Raw genomic sequence first — 14,743 nt, forward strand, 5'->3', positions numbered from 1 at the left:
ATTTCTCAAATCTAATAAGTCTGTAAGGGAGTACATACCATGAATCGGAATTATAAAGTGATATGGAATGCGTCTTTAAACTGCTTTATGGCAGTTTCTGAGTACGCCAAAGCGCGTGGTAAGTCGTCAAAATCTAGCGTGAGCGCAAACGCTACTATCAATACCACATCCAATCTTTCATCTACAAATGCTTTTCGACTCACCGCTATAGGGCTGGGGTTAGGGTTGTTAGCTGCTGGTTTTTCTATTCCAGCAAGTGCTAATAATGGTACTTCGAATCACCATGACGGTACTTATAGCCATAGTCATGGAAGTCATGGCACCCATACTCATACCAATGGCAATAATAGTCATAATAACCCTAATGGCCCTGGTAATTCTGGGAGCTCAATAAGTCTAAACTTTGAGGGCGATAATTCTACAACGATTACACGCACTAATGGTCAGACACTTAATATTTTAGGTGGTGCAAGTGGAGATCTAACTACAAACAATATAGGTGTGTTTGGTAGTGGTGATAGCTTACATATTCAGTTAGCTGAGAACTTAACCGGTTTGACCAGTGTGACGACGGGTAATAGTCTACTCAATACTTCTGGTTTAGCCATCACAGGCGGACCGACATTCACTAAAGCGCGTGTTGATGTTGCTGGTAATAAGATTACTGGCGTCGCAAGTGGTGTTGGTAACGACTCTAATGCAGCAAACATCGGTGATCTAAACAATGCAGTCGCAGCCAACAAAACCAAGTATTATAGTGTTAAAAATACTTCGGCTGCTGCAGCTACGGGTCCAGGCAGTAACGTTAATAACGATGGCGCAACCAAACCAAATGCCATGGCCATGGGTGTCAATGCCTCAGCGACTGGTGGACAAGCCATCGCCATTGGTAGCGGAGATAGTGGTCAGAATACTACAGCTAGTGGTGAGCAGTCTATTGCCATTGGTGCAAACGTTGTCTCATCAGGTGCATCCTCTATCGCCATTGGTGGCGATGATTTAGATGACGCCTCAAAGGTGAATGGGGTTAATGCACTATTCAATACTTATACAGGCAGCATAGGCGGTCTTGTTACGGTAGGTGATTATAGTGATCACACTGAATCTGGTGGTGCGGCCTCTGTTGCCATTGGTGTCAAAGCGCATTCTAAAGGCAATCTCTCTACCGCTGTCGGCGTCCGTTCAAGCTCATCAGGTGACGCCTCTTCTGCCTTTGGCATGGGCTCTTCAGCAAGCCAAAATGGCTCAGTAGCACTAGGTGCAGGGTCAGTGGCTAATCGTGCTGGTGGGTTTGCTGCTTACACAGGCGGCGCTACAGGAAATGCGCTTACTGCTATTAATAGCACTATAGGTAGAGCTGAGCTAGGTGCGGTGTCAGTAGGTCCTGGTGGTGAAAAAGGAACTCGTCAGATCATCAATGTTGCAGCGGGTAGTTTCGACAGTGATGCGGTGAACGTAGCTCAATTAAAAGGTGGTATCTCAAGTGTCATTGATCTAGGCTTTGACATCACGGCCGACAACGCTTCATTAGCCCCTGGTGAAACTAAAGACAAAGTCAAACTTGGTGAGACGGTCAAATATACCAGTGCAGATGGCAGTATCGTCACTACAGTGGCAGATAATGAAATCAACTTTGCATTAGGCGACAATCTCAGTGTTGGTGGATCAGGTCAAGACGGTGAAGATGGTGTAGATGGCTTCATCGGTGTGAATGGCGCTGACGGTCAATCTGGTATTGCTCTCAATGGTGCTAATGGCACAATCGGTCTAACAGGTCCTACTGGTGCATCAGGTATCATCGGTGTTATTGATGGTGTACCCGGTGTTAACGGTGTTGACGGCATTACACGTATCGTCATTGACGATATCCAAGTTGCCACCATGGAAGATGGCATGAAGTTCGAGGGTCACACCGGCGATACCATTGCTAAGAAGCTGAATCAAACGTTGAACATCGAAGGTACGTTAGCTGACTCTGCTGATGCATCAGGTGCAAACCTACGTGTTGACAGTGACGGTAGCAAGCTGAACCTCGTGATGGCTAAGAACCTAACAGATCTTGACAGCATTATGATCAATAATGGTGGTCCCATCATTAGCAGAACGGGTATTGATATGGGTCCTGTTGACGCTAACAGCTATCCTACCAACAGAATCACCAACCTTGGAAAAGGTATTGCTGGTACTGATGCGGTGAACCGTGATCAGTTGGATGAATTGACAACGGATCTTACTGATCTAGGCTTAAACTTTGGTGGCGATAGCGGTGACCCAGTTAATCTTAAGCTTGGTCAAAAGCTCATGGTTAAAGGCGGCGATACTATCAATGCTGACCCAGCAACGAAAAATATCAGTGTCACTGCTAATGGTGCTGACACTCTAACTGTCAGATTGGCTAAAGATATTAATCTTGGTAAAACTGGTAGCGTCACTACTGGAGATACGCAAGTTAATAATGCTGGTATTACATTGTATCGTGGTGATAATGGTCAAGTAGTACTTACTAATAATGGGCTTAACAATGGCAACAACAAAATCACTAATGTTGCTGATGGATTGTTGAGCACTACTAGTAAGGATGCAGTTAACGGTAGTCAGTTGTTTAAGACTAACGAAGACGTTGCCAAAGGTATTAAAATTGGTGATGGCAATAGCGCCAATGATCAACAGTTTGCCTTAGGAGATACCATCAATGTGACGGGTGATAATAATATCACTACCATCGCTTCGGCAACTGGTGTCCAAGTTAAACTGAATAACCAGTTGAACTTAGGCGACGAGGGTCGTATGCAAATGGGTAATAGCATCATGAATAACACCGGCTTCACCTTTGTAGGTAATGAGCCAGGTAGAACCGTTATTCTAGGTGCTGGTGGTCTAAACAATGGTTTCAACAGAATCACAAACGTCGCGGCAGGTATTGAGTTTACTGACGCTGCTACTGTTGGACAGTTAAAGGCAACAACCTTTGCATTAGACAGAGATAGGGCTTTAAGTGCACAAGGTGATAAAGCTACTATGGTGAAGCAAGGAAGTGCCTTTGATCTAAATAGCAGAGATGGTAATATCAAAATCTCTAGAACGGCCGCTGCTAGCAGTGTTGGTCGAGCGGCCCGAGCTGTTGATCCAAATGATATGACCTTTGATTTAAATAGAGATATTGCGGTAGATAGTGTCAAAACTGGTAATAGCACCTTAAACAACGAAGGTCTAAGTATCGTAGGTGGTCCTAGTGTCAAAAAAGCTGGCATTAACGCTGCTGACACTAAGATTACAAACGTTGTGAGTGGTGAGGTTGCTGCCAATAGCAAAGACGCTATCAACGGTGGTCAGCTCTATGCTCAAGGTATGGGTATCAGCAGTATTATAGGGGGTAACACGACTTATGATCCTGCAACTGGCACCTTTACCAATAACAACATCGGTGGTACTGGCGAAGGTAGTATTGATGGTGCGATTGCTTCTATCAAGCGTGGCGAGGTTGTCATGACTGAAAACATTCAAACCAACACTACAAACATTGCGACGAATACGACAAACATCGCAACCAATACCACCAACATCACCAAAAACACAGCTGATATCGTAACGAATACTGCGAATATCACTACCAATACCAGCAACATCAAAGCCAACAAGGATAAAATCGATGCTGGTCTCAACTTTGGAGCCGACAGCGGTGCCGTCATCAATAAACCAATCGGTGATGGTAGCGTACTCAGCTTCAAAGGCGGTAATAACATTAAGACCACCGCTGAAGGCAGTAGCATCAAGTTTGACCTGAACGGTAATATCAACGTAGAGAGCGTGACGACTGGCAATACGACGGTTAATAATAGTGGTGTTACTATTAAAAATGGCCCAAGTATGACAGCCGCTGGCATCTATGCAGGTAATGCCGAAACGGCGCCTAGTATGACGGCTGCCGGTATCAATGCCGCTGGTACTAAGGTGACAAATATTGCGGATGGCATGGCACCTAGAGACGCTGTGAACTTCGGGCAATTAGACGCTGTTAGCAGAGGTTTGGGTAACAGCATCAATGAGCTTGGCTACAAAATTGGCGAAGTCGAAGATGACGCCAACGCGGGTATCTCAGCAGCGATGGCCATGTCTTCATTGCCACAAGCGTTCATCAGCGGTAAACCCATGATAGGCGGCGGTATCGCAACCTATAATGGTGAAAGTGCCGTTGCGATTGGCTTCTCGAAAATGTCTAATGATGGACGTTGGGTGATGAAGCTGAATGGTACAGCGGACACCCAAGGGAACGTAGGTGCTGCAATCGGCGCAGGCTTCCACTTTGATTAATTGGCTAGCCCGATAGTTTAGCTAAATTAAGCTGAACCAAGTTAAATAGCCCCCTATGGCAGGATAGTTGTCACCCCTAAATAATAATTCCAAAGGGGACAATGAGGACACATCATGCCACGATATAGCGAAGAACGTAAACAGGCTATACTCAGCAAACTGCTACCCCCGCTGAGCCTAAGTGTTGCCGAGGTTTCAAGAAGTGAAGGCATCGGATTACAGACCCTGTATAATTGGCGTGCCCAAGCTAGAGAACAAGGTCACCCCATGCCAACGAACCATAAAACCCCTGATGACTGGTCAAGCGAAACCAAGCTTGCCACCATTATAGAGACGGCCACCCTAAGCGAGAGTGAACTTAGCGAATACTGCCGCAGCAAAGGCCTATATGTTGAGCAAATCAAAGCGTGGCGTACTGACGCCTTACAAGGCTTTAGCAGCAGCAAACAACAAAGCCTGAAAGACAAGCGTCAGCAGCAGAGCGATCGCAAACAGATCAAACAACTCACCCGAGAGCTTGCTCGAAAAGAAAAGGCTTTAGCTGAAACTGCCGCCTTACTGGTATTGCGAAAAAAGTTGGAAGCGTTTTGGGAGGAGTTTGATGACGACTGACCTTGCTCCCTAAGCGCAAGCAATACATAGACTGGATACAAGAGGCCAATCACTCAGGAGCCAGACTTAACCTTGCCTGTATTGAAGTTGGCATTAGCATCCGCACCTATCGGCGCTGGTACCGCGCAGGTCACGTGAATGGTGATAAACGGTGTGACGCCGTGCGCCAAGCTCCTAAGAATAAACTGAGCGCCTCTGAACAAGCCGCCATCCTAGCCGTGTGCAATCAGCCCCGCTTTGCCAGTCTGCCGCCCACCCAAATTGTACCGACCCTGCTTGATGAGGGGATATATCATGGCTCAGAGTCTACCTTTTATCGGGTGCTGAGGCAGCATGAGCAATTGGCTCACCGCGGTCGTGCACTTGCCCCTAAAGCCTCAAGCGCCCCAAAGACCTTTACTGCCACTGGCCCTTGCCAAGTGTTCTGCTGGGATATCACCTATCTGCCAAGTCCGGTACGGGGTCAGTTCTATTATTTGTACATGATAGAGGATGTCTATAGCCGTAAAATTGTTGGCTGGGAGGTTTATGACCACGAGTCAGGTGTACTGGCAGCTCAGCTGCTTGAGCGTACTTTAATCAGTGAGAATGCATTGCACACTGGGGTGGTGCTACACTCAGACAATGGGGCACCGATGAAAGCTCAAACCATGCGCATGAAAGCGTATGAGCTTGGGGTACTCACGTCATACAGCAGACCGCGGGTCAGTAATGATAATCCTTTTGCAGAGTCGCTATTTAAAACCTGCAAGTATCGCCCTAATTGGCCTATCGATGGCTTTAAGAGCTTAGATGCGGCAAGACGATGGATGCTGAGCTTCACGCGCTGGTACAACAATGAGCATAAGCACAGTCAGCTGAACTTTGTGACGCCCAATCAGCGCCATACGGGTGAGGATAAGGAAGTACTGGCGAAGCGTCTGCTCACGATGCAGCGCGCTAAAGATGAAAACCCGATACGCTGGGGAACTCAGGAGGTGAGGAACTGCGAGCCTGTAGGGCCAACAACGCTAAATCCTGTAAAAGAGCAACAACAGCAAAGATTACAAGCCGCTTAATTTAGCTTGATGGTGACAACTACCTTGAAAAACTCCGATAGTCATTGAATCACTAGGTAAAGTAAAACAGGTAAAACAAAAAAAGCAAGGCATCAGATGCCTTGCTTTTTTATGGATGGAAATTATCCTATAAAGTATAGGACACTAATAAAATGTAGGATGTTGAATTAAATCAATAAAAACTAACGTTGTGAACTATAGTCAAAATACCCTAAAAACGCTACGGTATTGCTGATATCAATTTTTTGTAGCCTCTGTCTGCGCAGGCACAGCAAGCAAGAAAAATTGATATCAGCAGCGCGAGATGTATCGATATTACTTTTCACTGACTATAAAGGTTGATGACATTAAAGTCTGTATTATCAAATGTCTAACGCACTAAAATAACAGGCGATAGGGTGCTAGCGATAATCTCTGTCGTGGTACTACCCAAAAATAAATGCTGGAGCTTAGAGCGTCCATAAGCCCCAACCACAATGATATCAATATTATTTTCAAGCTGAAAACTAAGTAAGCCATTAACCGCGTCAAGCTGTGGTAAATGATGGGAGTCTACGCTAAAGCCTGCGGTTCTCATTTGGATTACAGCCTCTTCAAGGCTTTTTTTAGATGCCTCATTATCATGTCCGATCATCACGATATGACCTTGCAAGCCTTGTAAAAGGTTGCTCTCTGCAAGCATCTGTATGGCTTTAATCGCGGTTTTACTGCCATCAAACGCCACCATATATGATTGAGGCTTTTTAAATTTCTCTGAACAAATCAACACCGGTACGTTTGAGGCGCGGGCAACCGTTTCGATTTGGCTACCGATATTGATGCGGCTGTTCTTATGATCTTCTCCGCGGCGACCCATGACGATAGCACGGTTTTTTTCTTGAAAATGCTCAATCGCTGGCAGCAGCTTACCGCGGCGTTGATAGATACAGACGGTCACGCCAGCAAAGTTACTTTGGATATGACTTTTTGCATCTTGTACCAACGCATTACTATAGCTGTTTACGACCTTTGCCCTTTGTTCATCGAGCTTTGATAACTCATCGAGCAAAGACTGGCGGCTGTTAATGCCGATGGCTCCTGATAAGTCGCGTCTGACCGATGCTGCCACATCGCTGACGTGCAATAATCCCACCGCTAAATTCAGCTTTTTTGCATACCACGCCGCATAATCGCACACTGACCCAGTCACTGCTGAGCCATCAATACAAGCCAAAACGTGCTCTTTCGTTATCATAATCTGTCCTTAGATTTGCATTTATACTTTGAGAAACAGGTTTATTGATAGAATGCTTTTTTAAGACAGGGTAAGCATCTACTTTTCAATTAAATCGCCAATCATTCATCTTTGACTACCATCTTACCTTAAATCGTATCATTGCAAAATCACAGAGCAATATCTTAAATGGTGCTTTGCTGACATAGATTCTCGGCTCACCGTGCACTTTGTAGTCTAAGCATTTTGAAAAGCTGATCTCAGTGGCAACGTGCATGCTTAGAGCACAGTGTCTATATCGTCGCAACTTCTTATCAACGTTCTAGCAAAGGTATGGCTTGTAAACGATAAAAAATTTAAAGTTAAATAAAATCATTTTAAAGATAGAACAATATTCCATTATGTATCATTTGTTAAATAACAATAGACTTTAGTATTTAATCAATAAAAGGCTGTCTTAGTAGTTTCGAATATTCATTTATTATTAATTACAAACGCGATATCTATAATTTTTTCAATCGCTTTTTATTTGAAAGTAGCATGTTATTGTCTTGTGTTTTTTATTCATTGATAATGAATAGTTATATGGTTATATGGTTATATGGTTATGTAAAAATTAAACTCTTTTTTACGCTTACTGTCATTGTTTTTTAAAGACATTATTATGTGGAAAAGCTTTTTTATTCGCTAACTGTTTCAGTTTACTAGCAAAAGTATAGTAAAAGAAACAAAAACCCGCTACAGTATATAATATGGCATACTCAAAAGACTACCGACAACTGATCCTCAATAAGCTTGCAGAAGGCTATAGCATTCGACAACTTGCCGAGGAATATCAAATTAGCACCAACACTATTCAGCGTTGGAAAAAATTTCCTGAGCGTAAAAAACGTCAGTTTACCCCAACTAAAATAGACGATGCATTACTGAGAGCGGATGTAGAGGCTTATCCTGATGACTATCAGCACGAACGAGCTCGGCGTTTTAATTGTACTCAAAGAGCGATAGGCATTGCATTAAAACGAATCGGCATCACTCAAAAAAAAGAGCTTAACTCATCCAAAAGCAGATGATAAAAAACGTTTAATATTTCTTGAAAAGTTAGCGCAATTTGAGTTTGATGATAAGCCTATTATCTATCTTGATGAAAGTGGCTTTAAGTCTCATGAGAACAGGCCTTACGGTTACTCTAATAGAGGTAAAAAATGCTTTGGACAATACAACTGGCAGCTTAAAAACCAAACCAATGCGATAGGTGCTATTTACAATAATCAGCTGTTCGCTGTTGGACTTTATGATCGCAGTGTCAATAGTGATGTATTTCATAGCTGGGTTGAACAACTGCTGCTACCAAGCTTACCGAAAGACAGTGTAATCGTTATGGATAATGCAACCTTCCATAAGCGCAAAGACACAACTGAACTTATAGAAGATGCAGGGCACACTATTTTATGGCTGCCACCTTACAGTCCTGATTTGAATCCTATCGAGCAAATGTGGGCTTGGGTCAAACAAAAACGTAAAGAGTGGCGGCTAGATTGCGTTGACACACTGTTCTTTTATTTCTTATGGCTGTGTGGCGATTTATAAGTTCTTTGACTATAGGTTTATACGTCAGGTGGGAATTGTATAGCTTGTCGTACTGAGTTGTTAATAGAGACAAACGTCACACTGAATTTTGTATGACTAGACTTGTTTGTATGGCAATTTTAACGATAAATTAATAGGAGGATTCAATCTACAACGGTTATATAAACTCATTATAAATGATAAAAAACGAAAAATAAGCAGCTTCTATAATAGAAAAAAGAAATGCTTTATTCAAAGGCTTTAAAAAATAAACACGAGTATTTATTTTAATAGTGAACGATTGTCAATAAATAAGTATGAATTTTTAAGTGCTAATATTAAAACATGAGACAATCAACTTGTTTTTTATCGTAAAGTTGTTAATATGCTCTATTGTATTTTATCGTTGGTTCGGTATCAAACGTCTCATTATTTTATTAATCTGAGGGTTTGGTGTTAATAGGGAAGTTACTAGGAAAAAAGGTATGAGTGCAATTAATCACGAAGAGCGCGTCCGTCATGAAGGTTTACGTGAAAAAATCATGTCTGCGGAGCAAGCAGCGACATTTATCTCACATGATATGAATGTTGGAATGAGTGGTTTTACGGGAGCAGGTTATCCAAAAGCCATCCCAGCTGCATTAGCGGAGCGTATGAAAGCGGCTCAAGCACGCGGTGAAGAATTCAAAATCGGTTTATTAACCGGCGCGTCAACTGCCGCAGAATGTGACGGTGTATTGGCTGAAGCCAATGGTATCAAGATGCGCACGCCTTATCAGTCAGAAGCCGCCCTCCGTAAACAAATCAACGCCGGCGAAACCCATTATTTTGATATGCACTTATCGCATGTCGCTCAGCAAAGCACCTTTGGTTTCTACGGTGATATGCACGTGGCGGTGGTTGAAGTGGCCGGTATTTTACCGGACGGTCGCCTGATTCCTTCTACCTCTATCGGTACCAATAATGCATGGTTGCATAATGCTGACAAGATTATTCTTGAAGTAAACAGCCGCCAAAGCCTGTTATTAGAAGGCATGCATGATATCTTTGATGATATTGGCGTACCGCCGTATCGTAAGCCAATTCCGATTACTACGCCAGGTGAGCGTGTTGGCTCGCCTTATCTAACCTGTGATTTGGATAAAGTCGTTGCCGTAGTCTTAACAGATTCACCAGACCGTAATAGCAAATTTGCTGATCCTGATGAATGCTCGAATAAAATTGCCGGTTATATTATTGACTTTTTCCATGAAGAAGTGAAAAAAGGCCGCATGCCAGCCAACTTATTGCCTATCCAATCAGGTGTAGGTAACGTTGCCAATGCGGTATTGGCAGGATTGCAAGCCAGTCCGTTTGAGAATCTAACCGGCTATACCGAAGTATTGCAAGACGGTATGTTAGATTTGATTATGTCAGGTAAAATGACCCAAGCTTCTGCAACCGCCATGTCATTAAGCCCAGATGCATTAGACCGTTTTAACGCCAATATTGAAGAATTGCGCAAACGCATTATCCTGCGTCCACAAGAAATCACCAACCATCCTGAAGTCTCACGTCGTCTTGGCGTTTTAGCTATCAACGCGATGATTGAGTGTGACCTTTATGGCAACGTCAACTCAACCCACGTCATGGGTACCAATATGATGAATGGTTTGGGCGGCTCTGGCGACTTTGCTCGTAACGCCTTTACCTCAATGTTTGTAAGCCCATCGGTTGCCAAAGGTGGCGCTATCTCGTGCATCACGCCTATGGTGTCACACGTTGACCATACTGAGCATGACGTGATGATTATTGTCACTGAGCAAGGTTTGGCTGACTTGCGTGGTTTATCACCGCGTCAACGCGCGCAAAAAATCATTGATAACTGCGCCCATCCTGATTATCGTCCTATGCTGCAAGATTACTATGATCGCGCGGCACAGACTGCTGGTATGCAAACGCCTCATATCTTGAGTGAAGCATTGTCATGGCATCAACGCTATGTTGAAACCGGTGATATGCGCGTCAAAAAAGGTTTGGCTTTGGCAGTTTAAATGCTTAATTAAATACCTAGTTAAAGCCTTAAAGCTAGAATCAGCGACATAGCTGATTGCACCATTAAAAACACCGCTTGTCTGCTAGCAGATAAGCGGTGTTTTTTTTGTCTTTAAAATAAAGGTAAATTTAAAAGTAAGGTAAAGGTTAAAAATACAGCTTTTACAATATCATTTAAAAGGTAAGCTTTTTGATTTTTAGCTGTGGCTATTTAAATACTCAATCAACGGCTTAATGCCAGAGTCGGCAACACCGACGCCTTGGGCGACTAAGCGACCGTCTTTATCTAACACAGAAATCAGATTGGAGTGGTTAATATCACCATTATCGGCAAACTGGTATTTGATATTTAAGGTATTGGCAAGCATACGGGTGCTGGCTTCATCACTACGAATCAGGCGCCAGTTATCGCCAAGATCATTATGCTTAGCAAAGTTTTTCATCACCTCGACGCTATCGCGCTCAGTGTCTAATGTCGCCAGTAAAAATTCTGTTTGCGCACGGGCTTCAGGCGTCATCTCTTTATAGATCTGTTTCATCGATTGCACTAAGATAGGGCAGGTGTGCTGACAGCTGGTATAAGCCATCACCACTACTTGATTTTTACCCTCAAGATTATCAAGCTCAAAGGTATTGCCACGATGGTCTGTCCAGTCGCCGCCTGCCTGATAGATAGAATAATCTTGTCCTAACGCTTCTGCAGGCTCGTGTGCATTCATATCGGTATGATTCATCTGTTTATGATCTATGTCCTTCATATCGTGATGAGCATCTTTCGCTACTTTAGACTCAGAAGTAGGATCAGGTTGACTGTTTTGTGTTGACGACGAGTTAGGGGCGTCAGGATTGCTACAAGCGAGTAAGCCAATGCATAGTCCTGCAGTCATAGTCAGTTTGATAGCATGAGCCACATTAGACAATAGGTGAGTCGCTGTATTTTGCAGTCTTGTATTTTGAATGGTTTTTATTGTTTTCATGAGACAATCCTTAGAGGCCATTAAATTCAATTGAGCATAAAAAGTAGGGCGCTAGGTTAAAAGGGTAATATGTTAAAAGGGCGCTTTTTTGAGGTAAGTTAATTACTAGCACAGCGAAAACCAAGGCTGCTAACCGTGTATTTGGCTTCTAAGCTTGAGCGAAAACCATAACGCATAAATGCCGCATAATCACTTGGGTCAACCGCACCTGCTGCGCCCGAGCCGCAGAACATCTGTTGGTTCAGGTTGCTGTCGGCACGTGATTCGCCAGTGACTAAGCTATTGTTAAAATTCTCTGTCCATTCCCAAATCAAACCGTGCATGTCTTTTACGCCCCAATAGTTGGCAGGGCTTTGTCCGACATCAGCAAGTTGGTTTTTGCTACCAGATGATTTGCCATACCAATCAAGGATGCGTTGGTTGTAGCCGGTCTCCAAGCTACCGTTTTTATTGGTCGTAGAAGCCTGTGCGACATATTCCCACTGTTCAACGGTTGGCAAGCGCTTGTTTTGAGCGCGGCAATATTGATTGGCGGCATACCATGACACATTGACCACAGGCTGACGAAAATCAGCCTTTTTAGGCACAGAGATATCTTTGGTATTAATCCAGTGTTTTAAATAACCGGCATCGGCAAAAATAGGCGCAATCGCCCGTTGGCGAAACTTTGGATTTTCTTTTAAAAACTGATAAAACTGTATGTTAGTAACTGGTAACTCATCAATTTTGAATGTATCGACTGCCACTAACGGTGAATTTTTACTCAAATACAACGGACGATAAGTACCGGGCTGAATGGTCAGCTCTTTTGCTTGCGCTTGTGTGCTCATAAACCCAAAGTCTGTTGTTAGGGTCAGTGCGCTAACGACCAATAACAGTGCTAGCGGGCGAGCAGTCGTATTCAGAATCTTTTGGGTGTTAATTTTTAGAGTTTTGTTTTTGTGAATTTTAATGCTGCGAGTGTTGCTTTTGTGAGTGTTAGTGATGTGAGTCCATAACATAACTAATCTCCTAGTAGTCCCAAAAAAGGGCGGGGCGTATAGCAGTTAATCAAGCCGTGATTCATTTAGCCATTTAGTTAATGAGCCATTTAGTCAATCAACCACTATCAAAACTTTCTGTTTTTAAAGCCTTATTTATAGTGACGGTGCCAAACTCTGATTGAGTCAGACACCGTTTTGACGTAACGATAGAATATTTGGTTATTTACGAGCGGCTTTGACATCTGCTGGGGTGACTTCACCACCTTTATTGCCCCAACTATTGATGATATAAGTGACGACGTTAGCGACTTTTTCATCATCTAAGGCGACCGCTGGCATGACACTGTTGTACTCTTCACCGTTGACGGTGATTTTGCCTGTCAAGCCATGCAAAATAGCATTGATGGCACGTTTGGGGTCTTGGTTGAGGTAGTCTGATTTGGCCAATGGTGGGAAAGCTTTTGGTATACCAGCACCATTTAATTGGTGACAGGCCGCACAGTTACTGGCATAAACAGATTCACCCATTTTAATTCTTTCTTGCTTGTTGGCAGCGGTCACTACAGGAGCTGGTGCATTGGTTTTGCCGATGCTTTGCGCCGCTGAGCCTTCAGGTAAATAGACCTCTTCACGCACTTTTCCAGAGTAGATTTTTGCATTTTCAGGACCTTCGACATCGATGATACCAAGTGCCCCTTTGTTAAATGCTCGGAAAATAGAGTGGTCAACCATCACAAGTTCACCCGGTACATCTACCTTGAATTCAGTAATAGCCGCGCCACCTGCGGGGATAAGCGTGGTTTGAACATTATGGTTTTCAGCGCTACCGCCTTCCATATTTACCTTATCAAAAATCTCACCGATGACGTGGAAGGATGAAACCAAGTTAGGACCACCGTTACCGACAAACAGACGAACCGTTTCACCAACTTTCGCTTTAAGCGAGTTTTCACCTGTTAAAGCGCCTACTGAACCGTTAAATAACACGTAGTCAGCTTGTTCTTTCACCGCTTTTTCCATATCAAAAGGTTGTAACCCTTTATCACCATAGTTACCTTTGGTGTAGAAATCGCCTTGCATCACGTAGAATTCACGATCAACTTTTGGTAAACCTTCTTCTGGCTCAACCAAAATCAGACCGTACATACCGTTTGCGATGTGCATACCGACGGGCGCTACCGCACAATGATAAACGTATAAGCCGGGTTTTAAGGCTTTAAAGTTAAACTCAGAGGTATAACCAGGAGAAGTAAAGGAAGAGGCGGCACCGCCCCCTGGACCAGTCACGGCGTGTAAATCAATATTGTGCGGCATTTTAGAGTCAGGATGGTTTGACAAATGAAACTCAATTTCATCACCTTGACGCACCCGAATAAACTGTCCTGGTACCTGACCGCCAAACGTCCAGAAATTATACTCAACGCCATCCGCTAAGCGCATGGTTTTTTCCACAGTTTCCATTTTTACGATGACTTTTGCTGCATAGTCACGATCGATAGGTGGTGGCACATCAGGCGCATGGGTGATAATAGCGTCAATCAATGGTAACTCACCATTTTTAGTATTTGGCGCCTTGCTATCTTTTTTGGCTTGAGTAGTCTCTGTTGTGGTTGCAGTAGCATCATCAGGGGTTGATTTATCACAACCAGCCATCCCTGCTGTGCCAAGAGCGAGTAGACATGCTAGGGCAAGCTTAGAGTAGGTAAGTGATTGATGCTCAGAAGATGTTGAATTAAAAAGGCGCATAAGGCTCTCCAAAAATTAAAAATAAGTGGCTCATTTAACAAAGCTCGATTTTTATTTCTTCTAATCATCCCAATGTTAATTGTGATGAAAAGCAAACATCACTATCAAAACAAAAAAATCAAATAACAACATTATAAAAGTTGCGAGCTTCTAAATTGGCTTCTATAAAATTCATTTTAAATGAATGTTATAGAATAAGCGAATTATTCCAGTAAGATTTATTCACGCTTTTTGTACTGG

Annotated in this window: 9 protein-coding genes; 5 read left to right on the forward strand and 4 right to left on the reverse strand. The window is 43.3% G+C overall.

Annotated features, from left to right (window positions below):
• Window positions 1-39: 39 nt before the first annotated feature.
• Window positions 40-4,311, forward strand: a complete 4,272-nt coding sequence (locus QJS82_RS04640) for a YadA-like family protein (RefSeq protein WP_281491384.1) — start codon at window positions 40-42, stop codon at window positions 4,309-4,311.
• 114 nt (window positions 4,312-4,425) lie between these two features.
• Window positions 4,426-5,981, forward strand: a protein-coding gene (locus QJS82_RS04645) for an IS3 family transposase (RefSeq protein ID WP_438656510.1) whose coding sequence is annotated in 2 segments (ribosomal slippage) — window positions 4,426-4,915 and window positions 4,915-5,981 — 1,557 coding nt in all. Because the reading frame shifts where the segments join, the coding sequence is not laid out codon by codon here.
• 370 nt (window positions 5,982-6,351) lie between these two features.
• On the opposite strand, the gene QJS82_RS04650 is transcribed toward QJS82_RS04645, so the two are convergent.
• Window positions 6,352-7,215, reverse strand: coding sequence for a universal stress protein (locus QJS82_RS04650; RefSeq protein ID WP_281491385.1), 864 nt, complete (start codon window positions 7,213-7,215; stop codon window positions 6,352-6,354).
• 731 nt (window positions 7,216-7,946) lie between these two features.
• On the opposite strand from QJS82_RS04650, the gene QJS82_RS04655 reads away from it, so the two are divergent.
• From QJS82_RS04655 to QJS82_RS04665, 3 genes are all read left to right on the forward strand, one after another.
• A complete protein-coding gene (locus QJS82_RS04655; RefSeq protein WP_025651424.1) occupies window positions 7,947-8,267 on the forward strand; it encodes an IS630 transposase-related protein in 321 nt (106 codons plus the stop codon).
• Window positions 8,268-8,280: 13 nt separating this feature from the next.
• Window positions 8,281-8,784 carry an IS630 family transposase gene (locus QJS82_RS04660; protein WP_068407314.1) on the forward strand — a complete coding sequence of 168 codons (504 nt, stop codon included), beginning with the start codon at window positions 8,281-8,283 and terminating at the stop codon, window positions 8,782-8,784.
• A gap of 464 nt (window positions 8,785-9,248) precedes the next feature.
• The gene (locus QJS82_RS04665) at window positions 9,249-10,796 is read left to right on the forward strand and encodes a succinyl-CoA:acetate CoA-transferase ScpC (protein WP_201618566.1); all 1,548 of its coding nucleotides are present in this window, start codon (window positions 9,249-9,251) and stop codon (window positions 10,794-10,796) included.
• A gap of 198 nt (window positions 10,797-10,994) precedes the next feature.
• Here QJS82_RS04665 and QJS82_RS04670 read toward each other — a convergent pair whose 3' ends face one another.
• The 3 genes from QJS82_RS04670 to nirK form a co-directional block, all read right to left on the reverse strand.
• On the reverse strand, window positions 10,995-11,774 hold the full coding sequence (locus QJS82_RS04670; RefSeq protein ID WP_281491386.1) for an SCO family protein: 780 nt from the start codon (window positions 11,772-11,774) through the stop codon (window positions 10,995-10,997).
• A 98-nt stretch (window positions 11,775-11,872) separates the two neighbouring features.
• Complete coding sequence (locus QJS82_RS04675) at window positions 11,873-12,775, reverse strand: formylglycine-generating enzyme family protein (protein ID WP_281491387.1); 903 nt, start codon at window positions 12,773-12,775, stop codon at window positions 11,873-11,875.
• A gap of 201 nt (window positions 12,776-12,976) precedes the next feature.
• Window positions 12,977-14,503, reverse strand: coding sequence for a copper-containing nitrite reductase (nirK, locus tag QJS82_RS04680; protein ID WP_281491388.1), 1,527 nt, complete (start codon window positions 14,501-14,503; stop codon window positions 12,977-12,979).
• Window positions 14,504-14,743: the final 240 nt, after the last annotated feature.

The organism is Psychrobacter maritimus (assembly GCF_029953575.1).
GTDB classification, from domain to species: Bacteria; Pseudomonadota; Gammaproteobacteria; order Pseudomonadales; family Moraxellaceae; genus Psychrobacter; species Psychrobacter maritimus.